Genomic DNA, 14,561 nt, shown 5'->3' on the forward strand with positions numbered 1-14,561 from the left:
GCCGGCCACCTTCGGGCAGCAGCGGCTTGAGCCGCTCCCACTCCGCGTTGGTTAAGTCACCTCGACCCATAGGCCCATCGTGACGGCCTAGACACGATCAGTCAGCAGATCTAAGAAACAGCTCCTAGGACACCGCCTGCCCCAGCGCGGCAAGGACCGCGCCCAGTCGGCCGTCCAGCGATCCGCTGAGCTCCAGCACCGGGATGGACTCCCAGGCGCTCAGCGGGTCGTCATAGACCAGGTCCAGCAGCGCATCATTCACCCGCGAGCGAAGCACGTGCATCTCCGCAGCCGGCAACACCCGCTCCGTCTCCGCCGTGACCGGCGTAACGATCAGCAGGTCAAGGCCCGCAAAGGCGGCCCGGAGCTCTGCGGTTCCGGCCTCGCCCGAGGGGTCGGCGCCAAGAGCGGCCATGTACGCGAGGTAGTCCAGTGGCGTCCGGTCAAAGACAACCCCGGCCGCCGAAAGAGGCGAGGTCATACTCTGCACCGAGCGCGCGAACATGGCCCGGTAATCCTCCAAGGAGGGCGGGAACCCGAACTCGTACCCTTCCTCCTCAAGCAGGTAGTACGGCTCGTCGACCGCCACGTGGCCCGGCAGGTGCTCACACAGCGCCTCGGCCAGCGTCGTCTTCCCTGTCCCGTGCGCGCCGGAGATTCCGACTCTCATCCGCGGCTCCCCGCTTCCTGTGAAGGCTGCCGCGGCGATTCCACGGCCACCGAAGATCTCTCCCGCGGGCTTGGTTCTCAGGAACAAACCAAGATCGCTAAAGAGGCTTGAAGACACCCTCAAACAACCTGGCCTACGCCTACCGGGACATGGACCACGTACACGCGCACCTGAGCGCCGCACTCCTCCCGGTGCTCGGAATTGGGGGACATCGGAACAGCCATTGCTGGTCCCGGCGAGTAACAGGGTGCTGACCTGTGCGTCGGTTCCGCTCGGCCGCTGGGTTTCGGCGGCAGGCCGCCACGCGGTTCGTAGGACCGGATTACCAGTGACGCGTCTCGACAGAGCATGAGATGTGTTCGGTCAACCCAGTTACCGGCAGGTGCCGCCAACGGCTGTGCCGCCGTTCCTCAACCCCCACCTCGACCGCTACTGAGGCACGCCGAGCCGTCCTCTGGTCACGGCCACGGCCAGGACCGCGAGCGCCGCCAGGCCCAGGGCCGCCGGCCAGGTGTTCGTGACGGTCGTCCCCGCCAGGAAGAGCGCCCAGTTGACGCCGTTGTGCCCGAGGACGGCCACCGCCATGCTCCCCCGCGACCCGTTGACCAGCCACGCCAGTACGATCGACAGCGCAACCGTCAGCACCAGGTAGGCGACGAGCTGCCCGGCGTCGCTCCTCGCGGTGTCCCACTCGCGGGTCAGGAAGAGCGGCGCGTGCCAGAAGCAGTGGATCACCCCGAGCACCGACGCGGCGGCGAGCGGATGCAGCCTCCGCTGGAGCAGGGGCAGCGCCACGCCGCGCCAGCCGGGCTCCTCCTGGACCGGCCCGCCGATCAGGTAGACGACGTAGGTGACGGCCGCCGCCGCCCCGATCTGCACGGTGTACCCCACGGCGACCGCGAAGGGGATCACCGCGAGAGCGAGGACGTACCAGCCGGGATGCGCCCGCCACCGCAGCAGCCGCCGCCACCCGGAAGGCCCCTCGACCACGCGGGTGACCACGATCGCCGCCGCGAACGGACCGGCGAGCAGGCCGAGCTGGTTGACGCCCGCGATCGCCGGGAGCGAGAGCTCGTACGGCAGAAGCCCCACCCCGCTCTGCGACAGCCACCACGGACTCCAGCCGATCCAGGAGCCCAGGTAGGCCATGGCTAAGAAGGCGAGCAGCGGATGCCGCTTGATCATCGTTCTCCCCCGAGGTCGTCGAGCACGGATCGCCAGAAGGCGGTGTTGGCGCGCACGGTCGCTCTCCCCCAGGTGAGCACCCGCAGATGGCTCGGCTGGACGCCCCCGAGCCCAGGCTGTTCGAGGAAGCGCAACGTCCCGGAGAGCTCTTCGACCCGTCGGCGGGCGAGGGGTTCGATGAGCTCGGGGGCGGCGTCCATGAAGAAGAGCTTGAGCATCGCCGGGTCGCGGTGCTGCGACGCCTCGGCCGGCTCCCCGAGCCAGCGTACGAGCTCCTCGCGCCCGGCGTCGGTGACGGCGAACGTCCGCCGCCTGCGGCCGATCTCCTCCTGCGTCGCGGAGACCAGGCCGAGCGTGACCAGGCGCTGCGGCTCCGCGTAGAGCTGCGAGCGGGGGACCTGCCAGAAGAACGCGACGGAGAGCTCTACGTTGCGCCGCAGCTCGTAGGAGGTCTGGGGGCCTGCGGTCACCAGCAGGCCGAGGACGATGAAGGTGATGGGCCGTAACGAACCGTCCGAATCGGATGGTGGCATGCCTTCACACTAACTCCGGAACGGCCGCCCCGGACGCCTCCAGCATCCAACCACCAGCACCGCCGAGAGCCCCCCTTGAACGGCGAATTCCAGCGGGCGTCGCAACACGATGATCAACTATTGGTGCTGAGAAGCATGGCGAGACGCTCGGCCGGTGGTGCGCCGCCGCACCCGCTCACCGTCAGCGCCAGTACGGTCACCAGCCCGGCCATGCCTCTCGCGGGGCCGTCGTCATGCGAGTCATCTTGACCCCTGATCGGTTGTGACGGCCGTCCGCCCTATAGGTAGATGATCGGTATATGTTGATCACATGAGACAGATGCAGGAGCCGACCTTCCTGATCCTGACCGCGTTAGCTGCCGGTCCACAACACGGGTACGGCATCATCACCGACGTGGAGCGCATCTCGGACGGCCAGGTTCGCCTGCGCGCCGGCACCCTGTACGCCGCTTTCGACCGGCTCCAGGAAGAGGGCCTGATCGCCGAGGACCGGGAAGAGATCGTCGACGGCCGGGTGCGCCGCTACTACCGGCTGACCGGCGACGGCGCCGCGAGGCTGGCGGCGGAGGCCGAGCGGATGCGCAGGCACGCCACGGCTGCCACCGCACGCCTGCGCGTGATCGGCTCGGGAGGAACGGCATGAGCCCGCTCGAATCCCGCTACCGGCGGCTGCTGGCCTGCTATCCCCGCGACCACCGGGCGCGGCACGAAGCGGAGATGATGGGAGTACTGCAGGCGGGGGCACGGCCCGGACAGACCCACCCGGACCTGGCTGACGTGGCCGACCTGCTGTGGGGCGCGGCGCGGGTGCATGCCCGGCGGGCCTTCGGGCCGGTCTCGGCGGGCGCCTGGCGCGACGGGCTGGCCGTCGCCGTGGCGCTGTGGCCGTTCCTGATGCTGGTCGCCGAGGTGGCCACCGTGTCGCTGCGGGCCGCCGAGTCCCTGCGTTACGGCGCGGCCTTTCTGGAGCAACCAAGCTCGATCCGTTTCCTGACCGAGCCGGCCCTGGTCGCGGCCCTGCCCGCGCCGGCCGTACTGTTCGGCCGCCGGTGGATCGCCGTGCTCGCCGTCGTCGCATTCGCGCTGCGTCAGGCCGGCAACCCGGACCCTGAACTGAATCTGGACTTGTTGTTCCTCCCGAACTACGGCCCCCTCCTGGTGGCCGAGGTGATGGCGCTGGTCATCGCCTTCATGCCGGCGGCCTACCGTGCGGTCGGGCTGATCTCCCGGCGCGCCTTCCTGCTGTGGGGGCCGCTCGCCCTCGCGGGGCTCATCGCCAGCAAGGCCATTGTGCGCGCGCGCTGGGTGGACGTGATCGCCGGCGATATCATCACGAGCTGGAAGCCGGTGCCGTGGCTGATCGTGGTCGCGCTGGCGGCCGGGTACGCGTGCCGGTCGGCCGTGGGGCGGCGGGCGGCGCTGCTGCTGTTCCTGCCCGCGGCGGCCCTGGGCGACCTCGGGGACCTGCCGTGGGTGCCCACCTCCACGGCCCTTGCCCAGCTCGGGTGTGCGGCCCTGGCCTTCACCGCCGGGGCCGCCTTGACCCGGCTGCGGAGCAGCCAGAGACACGCCCCGGCGACTTGAGGAAAAACACCCAGCAGATCAACGACCAGGCAGCCTCGATGGTCTGGTACCGCCGTCGGCCTTGGAAGGCTCGCACATGGTCCTGCGTCCACGCACGATGCCTTCGCTGATCGACGAGGACGTGGTCTGATCACTGGGCGGGTCGCCGGGGGCGTGGTGGATCCAGGTCCTCCGGCGTCCGCGGCCGTGCGGGTCGCGCTCGCCGTGAATCCGATCCCGAGCGGCGACATGCCGCCTCCCGGCCCGTCCCGGGGCCGGGAGGCGGCGCGCTACAGCGGGCGCGAGCAGGGGACGCCGCCGCCTGCGTGGTTGATCAGATCCTGGTAGACGACGCTCTTGACGATCGCGGTGTCGCTCTTGACCGTCTGGACGACCTTGCCGTTGCGCTTCAGCTCGAAGACGGGGGTTGTCCCGGGCACCATCGGCGCCTTGAAGGACACCATGCCCGGCCCGGTCACCTCCTTGGTCTGGACGTCCGTGCCCTGTTTGATGGTCAGGGTGCCGGCCTCCTTGACGAAGGCGAGCAGTTCGACGTTGTTGGTGGCCGCGTCACCGTAGGGGATGGAGATGGCGCCGATGGTCTGCTTCGAGGCGTCGAACGGCGCGTCGGTGCGGTGGCTGCGGTGGAAGTAGTACAGGGCGTCGCGCTTGACGCTGGGCTCCTTGCCGGTCTTGAACCAGGTCGTGTAGTAGGCGACGACGTCGGCGGGCGCGTAGCCGCGCTCGACGGACGGGGCCAGCCACGACTCGGCGTAGTCGTTCCAGGTGAGCAGGTTGACGATGTCGGCGTCGCCCTCCATGGCCTTGACGAACGACTGCCGCAGGGTGCCGCTGTTGGACGGCTCCCAGTAGCGCTTGTCACGCGGGCGCACGTCCTCCAGGGCCGCTGGGGCCATGTAGAACTTGCCGCGCTTGGCCGCCTCGATGCCGGACTTGCGGTAGCCGTCCGTGGAACTCTGCCAGCGGACGCCCCAGGAGGAGTAGCCGGCCACGGAGTCGTTCCACTCGGTCTTGCCCGAGCCGCTCCAGTCCAGGAAGATCGGCACCAGGACCGTCTTCATGCCCTGAGCGGCCAGCTTCTCGCGCACGGTGTCCCACCATGCCGGGCTCTGACGCTCGGGGTAGAACGGCGCCAGCGGGATCGTCCCGTCGGGCAGCTTGTACAGCGACGGGTGCCCCTTGGCCATCAGGACGTCGGAGATCACCTTGTCGGGCGCGGCGCCCTTGGTGGTCGGGAAGTCCGGGCTGAGCATGATCCGGAAGCCGGGGTCCACCGCCTTGGCGGCCGCCAGCATCTTGGGGAACTGGTTGAAGCGCTGGTCGCTGGTCGAGGTGTGGTGCTCGTAGATGAAGCCGTCCAGGCCCATTGCGATGGCCTGACGCACCTCGACTTCGAAGTCCGCCTGCCGCCAGTCGCCGGAGCGCACCGGGCGGGTCAGCGGCCGGTCGCGGGAGTGGCCGCCTTGCTCGGCGTACATGCCGTTGGAGCCGGCGGGGTCCAGCCATGAGGCGTACTGGTCCTTGGCCGGGTCCTTGTTGTCGATGGACAGCGGATAGGGCGGGAAGTAGAAGGCGAACACCTTCTTGTCGTAGGAGCGCAGCGTCGAGGCGGCCGGCTTGTCGAACGGCAGGCAGGGCACGCTGCCCGTCGCCGTCGGGGACGCCGTCGGGGAGACCGTCGGAGAGGTGGTCGGGGACGCCGTGGGGGTGGGGCCGGTGGTCGGGGTAGCCGTCGGGGTGGCGGCGGCGGGCGTGTAGGTGACCTTGAGGTTCGGCCCCTTGCCGGTCGTGCGCGAGGAGTACAGCACCGCTACCGGGCCCTTGGACGCGGTCAGGCCGAAGGAGTAGGTGCCGTTGCCGGTGTAGGCCTTGCTGATGTCCAGTTCCGCCACCGTGTCGGCGGTGAAGCCGGTGCGGGTGGTCAGCGCTGTGCCGAACGCCGGTCTGGTTGTCCAGGAGGTGGTGGTCTGCGACCACGTGCCGGTGACCTTGTGCGCGCTGACGGTGGTGTCGGTGGTGCGGGTCGAACGCACCTGGAGCGTCAGCTTGACGTTCTGCGCGTTGGCCGGGACGCCGGAGACCTTGAACTGCATGAGAGCTCGGCGCTCAGCGTTGGTGGCGTCGTTGCAGGTCTTGACGCAGACCGACATCCACTCGGCGCTGCCGTAAACGGTTTCCGGCGCGGCCTGACTGATGAACACGTCGTTGGTCGAGGGCACCACGACGCTCACCGGCGCCGCCGAAGCCGACGCGTCCGCCGCGCCCGCGCTCAGCGCGCAGGCCACGGCGACAAGGACGGCGGGCACCGCCCGTCGATGGGTTGACAAAGGGCCTCCAGTCGGGGGGTTCCCTGGGGTGAATGTGGATCACCTTAGCCGTGCCTTACAAACCCCCGGCGACAAAAGCCACCTTTTGGCCAGTTCCATAAATAGTCATTTGCGCCATAAGTCCGATTGGATCGGGCTATGTTCCGACACGTGATCGTCCCGTTACGCGGGACAGAGTCGCCACAAGGAAGCCTCGACCTTCCTGCCGACTATCCCGTCGACGCGGACCGGCTCGGGGCCGCCGATCGCACGCCCCCCGGGCGGTGGCGGTGGGGAAGCCCGGTACGCGTCTGGCTCTAAGAGCCTGCTGACAAAGGCTTAAGTGCTGGCGGGCATGGGCCCGTAGAGAGCTGGTCCGATCTTGTTGATGTAACCCTGGTGGGACCATTGAGACAGCTGGACGCGGAAGCTGTTGACGTTCTCGATCCCGAGGATGGCGGCCAGTTCACTTCCTCGCCAGGCCGGTAGTGGTGGCGGGTCGCTCCAGCGGCCAGGGGGTGGCAGGCCCGCCAGCTCGCGCGTCAGTCGGCGGGTCATCTGGTGCACGGTGGCCCACCAGATCATGGCCTCGTGATGAGCGGGCCTGCGTTCCTAGATCCGCGCCAGGCGGCGGTAGCGGACCAGCCAGGCGAACGTCCTTTCCACCACCCACCGGCGGGGCAGCACCACGAAGCCCCGCAGGCCGTCGCTGCGCTTGACGATCGTGACCGCCAGGTCGAGGGCCTTCCGGGCCCAGACCTGCAGCCGTCCGGCGTAGCCGCCATCAGCCCAGACCGGCGTGATGGTGGAGAACTTCTCGCGCAGCAGCGCCAGGACCGGATGCGCGCCGGCGCGGGTCCTGCACGGACGCGGCAGTGACGATCACGCACAGCAGCAGCCCGAGGGTGTCCACCACGACGTGCCGTTTCTGCCCCTTCAGCTTCTTGCCCGCGTCGTACCCGCAGGCCGCCGCCCCGACGGTCTCGGTCGCCCTGGCGGTCTGGGAGTCGACGCAGCCGGCCGTCGGCAGCTCACGCCGCCCGGCCAGGACACGCAGCCGCCCGCGCAACCGCGCAGCCAGCCGTTACTCCGGCAGACCACGCCGCGACCAGCTCGGCCATCACCCCCCGCGCCTCGCCCTCCAACACCGACCACTGGGCATCGGTCAGATCCGACGGATATGCCGGTTTCCGACCGCGACATCCGCACCCCGGTGAGGCGCAACTGCTGGCGTTCACGGCCACGGGCGTGCAGACAACCACGGGCTCCAGGCCGCTGAACTGCTTAGACAACACCTCAGCTATCAGGAGCCCGCTCCTGCTTACGGGGCAACTACCCACTCATGACCACAGCACGGCGCTCTACTGACTCGAGCCCGGACACCAAATCCCTTTGTCAGCAGGCTCTGAGAGCTTGGCCGGTTCTGAGGACGTGACCTGTGGCGAAGCTGCTCGCTGGGGCCTTGGGGCACGATTCTCACCCGCACCCCGAGTACCAAGCCCGAAAGAAGGTTGTGCCGACCAGGATAGTTACTGAATGCAGTTGTCTCGTGACAGATTGTAATAAGTCAGTTGACCTTCGTGAGAGGATGCCCGATGCGCCACACCTCTACTGCGCTCCTGGCCGCAACCGCCGCCGGAGCTCTCGCCCTCACCATCGCCGGTCCGGCCTCCGCAGCACCGGGTCTCGTGCGGGTGGCATCGGCGTCCGGCCAGGTGAAGACGTACAACAACCCGGAGGCTGGTCGCTGCTACCAGGGCTTCGAAGGGGAATCCAGCATCACCAACCGGACCCAGGGCACGATCCTGGTCTTCCCCGACCCCAACTGCCAGACCAGGGTCTACATCCCGGTTTTCGCGGGCCAAACCGTTACCGACAACTACCCCAGTTTCAGGCCACTGGACTGAGTCCGACCACGCTCCCCGGGCCACCGGTCCACGATCGCCTTCGGCCAAACATCGCCTTCCTCCATCACAGTCGCCATGCTGCGAGCCGCGTTCTCGGAGTGAGTTCTTCTCAGCTCGGGATCGATCTGAGCAGCCCGCCGCCGGCTCGGTGAGCGGGGCTTCCAGAATCATCTGCGTGAGCAGGCCGGTGTTCTCCTGCCGGACCACGTGCGGGCCAACCTTGTCGAGACCGGCGACCTTCGTGATGCACTCGTCAGCGGCTCTGGCCATCGTTTCGAACCGGCTTCGAACGTGGTGGCGCGGTGGGCCTTCGAGGAGGCTGAGTGCAGAAATCAGCGATAGCGGCTCAGAGCCGGTCCATCGCGTCGTCCAGCTCAGCAAGGAACTTGTCCACGGCGCTCGTATCCAGGCCTGGAGAGGTGATCGAGAAGCTAGGCATGATGGGGTGCGCGCCGCGCCTCTGATCCGGATTGGCTCCCATGGTTGCTCCACTGCTGACCTGGGAGTACGCCACTCCAGGAACGGGACAGAGCCTCATTTCTGCCCGGTCACCGCTCCGACGCGGCCCATGTCGCGCCGTATTCCGGTGGCACCCCTAGTCAGAGGATCCGCCACTGTGGCCGCGCACCCGCGACGCCAGGCGGTGATCCTCGATGGGCGCACTGTGCCATCCATGGCTCCAGAGGCGAGCATCTTGCCATCGGGACTCCGATCTGTTCCTGGGGGCCAGGTCAGTGATCGCATCGCGCTCGGAGGGTTGGCGGGAACTCCCAGCCGGGATCTGCACCAGTACAGAACCCCGACGCCGACTCCCCAGTCGGCGCTCAACGCTCGCCCGGAGTGACAACGCCGGATTCGTACGCCAGGACCACCGCCTGGACCCGGTCGCGCAGCCCGAGCTTCGTCAGGATGCGCCCCACGTGGGTCTTGATCGTGGTCTCCGACAAGAACAACTCGACCCCGATCTCGGCGTTGGACGCGCCTCCGGCCAGGCTGAGGAAGACCTCACGCTCACGCTCCGTGAGCACCTTGAGCACGGCGTCCGGGTCGGTGTCGGCCTTCGCGACGAGCCGCCCGATGAGCCGGCGGGTCGTGGCGGGCGCGATGATCGAGTCACCCCGGTGCACGTGCCGGATCGCAGCGATGATCTCCTCACCCGGCGCGTCCTTCAGCATGAACCCGCTCGCACCGGCGCGCAGCGCGGCCAGGGCGTGCTCGTCGAGATCGAACGTGGTCAACACCAGCACCTTCGGCGGGTCGTCCAGCCGCTGGATCTCCCTGGTGGCGATGACACCGTCCATTCGGGGCATACGGATGTCCATCACCACCACGTCGACGTGCCGCGACTCCGGCGCCGACAGGGCCGACAGGGCCGCCAGGCCGTCAGCGGCCTCGGCGACCACCTCCATGTCGGGCTGGGACCTGACGACCATGGTCAGGCCGTTGCGCAGCAGCTCCTGATCGTCGACGATCATGATCCGGATGATGGGAGACTCCTCGGCTCATAAGGCAGGGTGGCCGACAGTTCGAAGCCGGCGCCGGAGCGTCTGCCGGCCTCCAGGGTGCCTCCCACCATGCCGAGACGTTCGCGCATCCCGGTCAGCCCCACGCCGGCCTCTCCGGCGGGCGGGCCGGCGCCGTCGTTCGTGATGGTGATGTGCAGTCTGTCCGCGCGCCAGGCCAGCGTCATGTCGGCGGCCGCCGTCGCCCCCGCGTGTTTGATCACGTTGGTCAGGCCCTCTTGGATGACACGATAGGCGGTCAGGTCGACGGCGGGGCGCAGCGGCCGGGCATCCCCGACCTCCTGTACGTCGAGCCGGACGCCTGTGTCGCGTACCTGGTCGAGCAGGTCGGAGAGATCGCCGAGGCCCGGTTGCGGAGTGGTGCCACCGTCGGCGCGCAGCACGCCCAGAAGCCCGCGCATGTCGCGCAGGGCCTCGCGCCCTACCCCGGCGATGGTGGCGAACACATCCGCCCCGGGCGAGCCTGGGTCGGACAGCCTGCCACCTTCCGCCTGGCTGACCATGACGGCGAGCGAGTGGGACACCACGTCGTGCATCTCGCGGCTGATACGGTCGCGCTCCGCCCGCGCCGCCTCCTGCCGCTCCCGCGTACGGTCGGCCTCTGCGCGCTCGGCCTTCGCTCTGAGCTCGGACAGGAACAACACCCGGATCCGGCTGAGGCGGCCCAGCGACCATAGGCATGCCGCTGCGGCGACCAGGCCGACCGACAACCCGATCCGCCAAGCGACCAGCTCGTAGGAGCCCGACGAGCCGCCCCATGAGGCCGGGTTCCACAGACGCGCCAGGACCAGGGCCACACCCGTCAGGGCGACACCCAGACAGGCCAGGCTGGGCAGCAGGTCGAGCCGGCCGCAGACCGTGTAGAGCAGCAGCCCGAAGACCAGCGTGCTCGGCAGCAGCACCGCCGGGTAGTAGGCGCCGTCCGGGTCATGCAGGGGCGGTAGTGCCACCAGCAGCAGCATCGCCGCGCTGGCCAGGCCGTACGCGACCAGCGGGCGCAGCCGACGCGGAACGACGCACCCGTGCAGCACCAGCAGGCCGAGACCCGCGAGCAGGCGGAGCGGCAGAGGACTGTCCGAGGCCCGGAGCAGGCTCAACGAGACCAGGCCGAGCGGCAGGAAGAGCAGGACCGCGAGCAGGGCATCGGTGCTCACCTGATGGCGGTCGAGAAACGAGTCCACCGCGGCATCGGAAGATGACGGGGACTCTCGCACGCCCACCATTATGGTCGCTGTACGTGAACGAGGTGCCGGCGGCGGGAGAGGTACGCCAGCGCGGCCACCGCCAGAGCCGCACCCCACAGCGGCCACAACATCTCCGGCAGCCAGGCCCCCAGTTCGGTGTTCGCCCCCGCAGGGCCGACCTGCTCGCCTGTGAGCTTCTTGCGGACGTACATCAGTCCGGCGGAAGTGACGGGGAGGGAGACGGCCAGAGCCAAGTAGGCCGGGAACTTCGCCGGAATCGCACGCCCGCGCAGGAACGGCACCCAGCGCGGCCAGATCTCACCCCACGGCCGGACCAAGCCGAAGGTCAGGACCGCACCGATGAGACCGAGCGTGCTGAGACCGGCGCCGATCGGGGTGATCTCGGCGATGTGGGCCAGGAACCGGTCGCTGATCCCGACAGGCACGCCCAGCAACCAGCCGAAGCGGGTGACGGCGTAGACGACGGGGACGGCGACCGCGACGGCGGTCGCGTACTGCCCGACCCGTAGCGCGCGGGCGGCGCTACCGGGCCGCCCGGCCCCTGCGATCAGCGCGCGCGTCCCCAGGAGCATCAGGCTGACGCCGGCCGCCATCAGGATGAGCAGGTTGACGCTCGGCCACGTGAGCATGGTCGCGATCATCGAGAACTCAGCCTGGCCGGCGAGCGCGGCGACCAGCATCACCGGCAGATACCCAGCGGTCATCATGATGCGCACGTCAGGCAGGAGCACCGCCAGGCCGGCGCCGAGCGCGACGGCCGCGACGGCGGGGGCCCGGTTGAGCGGACCTCTGCCGGCGAGCACGGCGACGACGCCGGCCACCAGCGCCGACACCGCGAGCACAGCCCCGCCGGCTGCCGCTGGAAGAGGGTCGAGCAGGGTGTTGCCCGCGCCCGTACGGCCGGCGTCGAAGGGATATGCGGGCCCTCCGAGAGCCCAGAGCAGGCTGAAGGGCAGATAGCTCACCGACCAGACGGCGACGATCAGGGTCGGCACGATTGCGGGACGGTTTCGTAGGGAAGAGGCGTTCACCCGGCCCACTCTGCTGCCGTGGGGATGCCCCGCACATCGTCACCGGGTCTCGGCCGGCTCCTCCGGAGGTCGCGACGGCGTCGTCCCGAAGGATGACGCCAGACCGTCCGGTCGGCGAGAGCGGGGCGCCCCAAGCTGGAAGGCCCGTGCTGTGGGTCAGCGGGCTCCTCGAAGGCCGCCCTGATGGGACGAACCGCCCGTCCCGGGCTCTGGCATCATCACCGGATGACCCAGTTGACGACCGCCCGCCTGCTCCTGCGCCGCCCGGACGAGAACGATCTCGACGCCTTCGCCGCCATGAACGCCGACCCCGAGGTCATGCGGTACATCGGCGACGGTTCCGTGCTGCCTCCGGAGCGGGCCGCGGCGGGGATCGCCCGTGCCCGGCAGGAATGGGACGAACGCGGCCACGGCCTGCTCTCGGTGGTCGTCCGGGAGACCGGGCGGACGGCCGGCTGGGTCGCCCTGGCGGTGCCCGCGTTCCTGCCCGAGGTCCTGCCCGCCGTGGAGATCGGCTGGCGGTTCGGACGCCCCCACTGGGGACACGGCTACGCCACGGAGGCGGCGCGGCGGCTGCTGCGGTTCGGGTTCACCGAATGCGGTCTCGACCGGGTCGTCAGCATCCGTCACGTGGACAACGACCGGTCCCGGCGGGTGATGGACAAGCTGGGCCTGCGGTTCGCGTTCGAGACCGTGGTGCCCGCCCACGGGCGGCCCGTCGCGGTGCACGAGATCACCGAGGCCGAACACCGCGCGCTCCGCGACGTCTCATCCGCGCCTGCCGTACAGATGGAGGACGAGCGGCGCGCACACGGCGGTGACGGCGGCGGTCGCGACGAGTGACCAGGTGACGGCCGCGCCGGTGCCGCCGGCGTGGTTCATCAGGCCCCTGGCCGCGGTGGCGACGTGGCTGAGCGGGTTGACCTCGACGAAGGCCCGCAGCCAGCCGGGCATGGTCTCGGGCCGGACGAAGACGTTGCTGGCGAACGACAGCGGCATGAGCACGACGTTCGCGATGCTGATGACCACGGCCTGGTCGGGCACGAGCAGGGCGACCGCGGCCCACAGCAGGGACAGCGAGAGCCCGAAGGCGACGACCAGCGCCACCGCGGCGAGCACCCCCGTGATCCCGCCGGCCGGCCGATAGCCCATGACCAGCCCGAGCAGCACCACGACGGCCGACGCGAACAGGTAGCGGACGGCGTCGCTGAGCAGCCCGCCGAGCACGAACGCGCCGCGCCACACCGACAGGGAACGGAAGCGGTCGAAGGCCCCGGTCGTGACGTCCTTGGCCAGGCGGGCGCCGCCGTACATGGTGACGATGGCGATGCTCATGGTGAGCGTGCCCGGCAGGAGGAGCGTGAGGTAGTCGCCGGTCGAGCCGCTGACCGCGCCGCCGAACAGGTAGGTGAACAGCACGGTGAACAGGATCGGGATGGCGATCGAGTCCACGAGCTGTTTGGGGTCGTGCTTGATCTTGAGCAGGGCCCGCAGGGCGAAGGTCGCGGAGGCGGTCAGCGCTCCGGCGCGGCGGCGTGGCCGGGGCGCGGTGAGCAGGACGTCGATCCGGTAGGGCTGGGCCGTGGTGCTCATGCGGGCACGTCCTCGTGGTCGGGGGTGGCCAGGTGGCCGGTCAGGGCGAGGAACGCCTCGTCCAGGCTGGGCTGGCCGAGGGTGATCTCGGCGATGCCCACCTGGGCCTCGGCGAGGCGAGTCATGGCATGCCCGACCAGCCGTCCCACGTCGGCCGCGCCGGCCGGGACGGGGAGCAGCACGGACAGGGCGAGCGGATCGGCGGCCAGGCGGACCGTACCGTCCAGGGCGTCGGCCAGCACCTGCCGGGCCCGCGCGCGCTGCCCGCCGTCGAGGAGGCGCAGGTGCAGCGCGCCCGAGCCGACCCGCGACTTGAGCTGGGCGCTGGTGCCCTCGGCCACGATCCGGCCGCGGTCGATGACGGCGATCTGCTCGGCGAGCTGGTCGGCCTCCTCCAGGTATTGGGTGGTGAGCAACACCGTGGTGCCGGCCGCGGCGACCTGGCGGACCAGCTCCCACACCTGGCCCCGGCTGCGCGGGTCGAGCCCGGTGGTCGGCTCGTCGAGGAACAGCAGGTCGGGCGGCACGATCAGGCCGGCCGCGATGTCCAGCCTGCGTCGCATCCCGCCCGAGTAGCCGCCCACCGCGCGGCCGGCCGGTCCGGTCAGGTCGAAGGCGGCCAGCAGGTCGTCGGCGCGCCGCCGGCCGGCCGCGCGGGACAGGCCGTGGAGGCGGCCGAGGATGATCAGGTTCTCGTGGCCGGTCAGGTCCTCGTCCAGGGCGGCGTACTGGCCGGTCACGGAGACGCGGGCCCGGATCGCCTCGCGCTCGCCGGTCAGGTCGTGGCCGAGGACGCGGGCGGTGCCGCCGTCGGGGCGGGTCAGGGTGGCCAGGATGCGGATCGTGGTGGTCTTGCCCGCGCCGTTGGGCCCGAGGAAGCCGAACACCTGGCCGCGCCGGACCGTGAGGTCGATCCCGTCCAGTGCCCGGTGCTCGCCGTAGATCTTGACCAGTCCGTACGCCTCGATCGCCGGACGGCTCTCGTCCAAGCTGTTCTTTGACATGCCGTAAGACTTAAGTATCT

17 protein-coding genes are annotated in these 14,561 nt (G+C 69.7%); 4 read left to right on the forward strand and 13 right to left on the reverse strand.

Annotated elements, in window-relative coordinates; genetic code table 11:
- Positions 1–124: 124 nt before the first annotated feature.
- From DMB42_RS49650 to DMB42_RS49660, 3 genes are all read right to left on the reverse strand, one after another.
- Positions 125–670 carry an ATP-binding protein gene (locus DMB42_RS49650; protein WP_125648314.1) on the reverse strand — a complete coding sequence of 182 codons (546 nt, stop codon included), beginning with the start codon at positions 668–670 and terminating at the stop codon, positions 125–127.
- A 429-nt stretch (positions 671–1,099) separates the two neighbouring features.
- On the reverse strand, positions 1,100–1,855 hold the full coding sequence (locus tag DMB42_RS49655) for a CPBP family intramembrane glutamic endopeptidase (RefSeq protein WP_125648317.1): 756 nt from the start codon (positions 1,853–1,855) through the stop codon (positions 1,100–1,102).
- On the reverse strand, positions 1,852–2,388 hold the full coding sequence (locus tag DMB42_RS49660; protein WP_125648319.1) for a PadR family transcriptional regulator: 537 nt from the start codon (positions 2,386–2,388) through the stop codon (positions 1,852–1,854). Before DMB42_RS49660 ends, DMB42_RS49655 begins: the two co-directional genes overlap by 4 nt.
- Positions 2,389–2,698: 310 nt before the next feature.
- On the opposite strand from DMB42_RS49660, the gene DMB42_RS49665 reads away from it, so the two are divergent.
- Together DMB42_RS49665 and DMB42_RS49670 are read left to right on the forward strand one after the other, a co-directional pair.
- A complete protein-coding gene (locus DMB42_RS49665) occupies positions 2,699–3,031 on the forward strand; it encodes a PadR family transcriptional regulator (protein ID WP_260478393.1) in 333 nt (110 codons plus the stop codon).
- Positions 3,028–3,972: a hypothetical protein gene (locus DMB42_RS49670; RefSeq protein ID WP_125648321.1), complete on the forward strand. Its 945-nt coding sequence runs from the start codon at positions 3,028–3,030 to the stop codon at positions 3,970–3,972. Before DMB42_RS49665 ends, DMB42_RS49670 begins: the two co-directional genes overlap by 4 nt.
- A gap of 269 nt (positions 3,973–4,241) precedes the next feature.
- Here DMB42_RS49670 and DMB42_RS49675 read toward each other — a convergent pair whose 3' ends face one another.
- The 4 genes from DMB42_RS49675 to DMB42_RS49690 all read right to left on the reverse strand — a co-directional run bounded on the left by DMB42_RS49675 (position 4,242) and on the right by DMB42_RS49690 (position 7,347).
- A complete protein-coding gene (locus tag DMB42_RS49675) occupies positions 4,242–6,278 on the reverse strand; it encodes an endo-1,3-alpha-glucanase family glycosylhydrolase (RefSeq protein WP_185845284.1) in 2,037 nt (678 codons plus the stop codon).
- A gap of 339 nt (positions 6,279–6,617) precedes the next feature.
- The gene (locus DMB42_RS49680) at positions 6,618–6,836 is read right to left on the reverse strand and encodes a hypothetical protein (protein WP_125648325.1); all 219 of its coding nucleotides are present in this window, start codon (positions 6,834–6,836) and stop codon (positions 6,618–6,620) included.
- A gap of 54 nt (positions 6,837–6,890) precedes the next feature.
- Positions 6,891–7,154 (reverse strand): transposase, encoded by a 264-nt coding sequence (locus tag DMB42_RS56560; protein WP_125648554.1) that lies wholly within the window; start codon positions 7,152–7,154, stop codon positions 6,891–6,893.
- Entirely contained in the window at positions 7,063–7,347 is a 285-nt protein-coding gene (locus DMB42_RS49690) for a transposase (protein WP_185845285.1), read from the reverse strand. The genes DMB42_RS56560 and DMB42_RS49690 overlap by 92 nt, the downstream gene beginning before the upstream one ends.
- A gap of 526 nt (positions 7,348–7,873) precedes the next feature.
- On the opposite strand from DMB42_RS49690, the gene DMB42_RS49695 reads away from it, so the two are divergent.
- Complete coding sequence (locus tag DMB42_RS49695; RefSeq protein ID WP_125648329.1) at positions 7,874–8,185, forward strand: hypothetical protein; 312 nt, start codon at positions 7,874–7,876, stop codon at positions 8,183–8,185.
- Between the two features lie 346 nt (positions 8,186–8,531).
- Here the strand turns inward: DMB42_RS49695 and DMB42_RS55780 are convergent, their stop codons facing one another.
- From DMB42_RS55780 to DMB42_RS49710, 4 genes are all read right to left on the reverse strand, one after another.
- Positions 8,532–8,666, reverse strand: coding sequence for a hypothetical protein (locus tag DMB42_RS55780; RefSeq protein WP_260478394.1), 135 nt, complete (start codon positions 8,664–8,666; stop codon positions 8,532–8,534).
- A 343-nt stretch (positions 8,667–9,009) separates the two neighbouring features.
- The gene (locus tag DMB42_RS49700; protein WP_125648332.1) at positions 9,010–9,660 is read right to left on the reverse strand and encodes a response regulator transcription factor; all 651 of its coding nucleotides are present in this window, start codon (positions 9,658–9,660) and stop codon (positions 9,010–9,012) included.
- The gene (locus DMB42_RS49705; RefSeq protein ID WP_125648334.1) at positions 9,657–10,889 is read right to left on the reverse strand and encodes a sensor histidine kinase; all 1,233 of its coding nucleotides are present in this window, start codon (positions 10,887–10,889) and stop codon (positions 9,657–9,659) included. The genes DMB42_RS49700 and DMB42_RS49705 overlap by 4 nt, the downstream gene beginning before the upstream one ends.
- 41 nt (positions 10,890–10,930) lie before the next feature.
- Positions 10,931–11,908: a hypothetical protein gene (locus DMB42_RS49710; protein WP_125648336.1), complete on the reverse strand. Its 978-nt coding sequence runs from the start codon at positions 11,906–11,908 to the stop codon at positions 10,931–10,933.
- A 261-nt stretch (positions 11,909–12,169) separates the two neighbouring features.
- Between DMB42_RS49710 and DMB42_RS49715 the strand changes: the two genes are divergently transcribed.
- The gene (locus DMB42_RS49715; protein WP_125648339.1) at positions 12,170–12,787 is read left to right on the forward strand and encodes a GNAT family N-acetyltransferase; all 618 of its coding nucleotides are present in this window, start codon (positions 12,170–12,172) and stop codon (positions 12,785–12,787) included.
- On the opposite strand, the gene DMB42_RS49720 is transcribed toward DMB42_RS49715, so the two are convergent.
- On the reverse strand, positions 12,713–13,537 hold the full coding sequence (locus tag DMB42_RS49720; protein ID WP_125648342.1) for an ABC transporter permease: 825 nt from the start codon (positions 13,535–13,537) through the stop codon (positions 12,713–12,715). The genes DMB42_RS49715 and DMB42_RS49720 overlap by 75 nt on opposite strands.
- Positions 13,534–14,541 (reverse strand): ATP-binding cassette domain-containing protein, encoded by a 1,008-nt coding sequence (locus DMB42_RS49725; RefSeq protein ID WP_125648345.1) that lies wholly within the window; start codon positions 14,539–14,541, stop codon positions 13,534–13,536. Before DMB42_RS49725 ends, DMB42_RS49720 begins: the two co-directional genes overlap by 4 nt.
- Between the last annotated feature and the right edge of the window lie 20 nt (positions 14,542–14,561).

The organism is Nonomuraea sp. WAC 01424 (assembly GCF_003947315.1).
Lineage (GTDB): Bacteria > Actinomycetota > Actinomycetes > Streptosporangiales > Streptosporangiaceae > Nonomuraea > Nonomuraea spiralis.

Excerpts from the sequence above, each read along its gene's own strand:
- DMB42_RS49655 (WP_125648317.1), bottom strand. The coding sequence starts at position 1,855 with ATGATCAAGCGGCATCCGCTGCTCGCCTTCTTAGCCATGGCCTACCTG.
- DMB42_RS49680 (WP_125648325.1), bottom strand. The coding sequence starts at position 6,836 with ATGACCCGCCGACTGACGCGCGAGCTGGCGGGCCTGCCACCCCCTGGC.
- DMB42_RS49720 (WP_125648342.1), bottom strand. The coding sequence starts at position 13,537 with ATGAGCACCACGGCCCAGCCCTACCGGATCGACGTCCTGCTCACCGCG.
- DMB42_RS49650 (WP_125648314.1), bottom strand. The coding sequence starts at position 670 with ATGAGAGTCGGAATCTCCGGCGCGCACGGGACAGGGAAGACGACGCTG.
- DMB42_RS49725 (WP_125648345.1), bottom strand. The coding sequence starts at position 14,541 with ATGTCAAAGAACAGCTTGGACGAGAGCCGTCCGGCGATCGAGGCGTAC.
- DMB42_RS49665 (WP_260478393.1), top strand. The coding sequence starts at position 2,699 with ATGAGACAGATGCAGGAGCCGACCTTCCTGATCCTGACCGCGTTAGCT.
- DMB42_RS55780 (WP_260478394.1), bottom strand. The coding sequence starts at position 8,666 with ATGGGAGCCAATCCGGATCAGAGGCGCGGCGCGCACCCCATCATGCCT.
- DMB42_RS49660 (WP_125648319.1), bottom strand. The coding sequence starts at position 2,388 with ATGCCACCATCCGATTCGGACGGTTCGTTACGGCCCATCACCTTCATC.
- DMB42_RS49695 (WP_125648329.1), top strand. The coding sequence starts at position 7,874 with ATGCGCCACACCTCTACTGCGCTCCTGGCCGCAACCGCCGCCGGAGCT.
- DMB42_RS49700 (WP_125648332.1), bottom strand. The coding sequence starts at position 9,660 with ATGATCGTCGACGATCAGGAGCTGCTGCGCAACGGCCTGACCATGGTC.
- DMB42_RS49670 (WP_125648321.1), top strand. The coding sequence starts at position 3,028 with ATGAGCCCGCTCGAATCCCGCTACCGGCGGCTGCTGGCCTGCTATCCC.
- DMB42_RS49715 (WP_125648339.1), top strand. The coding sequence starts at position 12,170 with ATGACCCAGTTGACGACCGCCCGCCTGCTCCTGCGCCGCCCGGACGAG.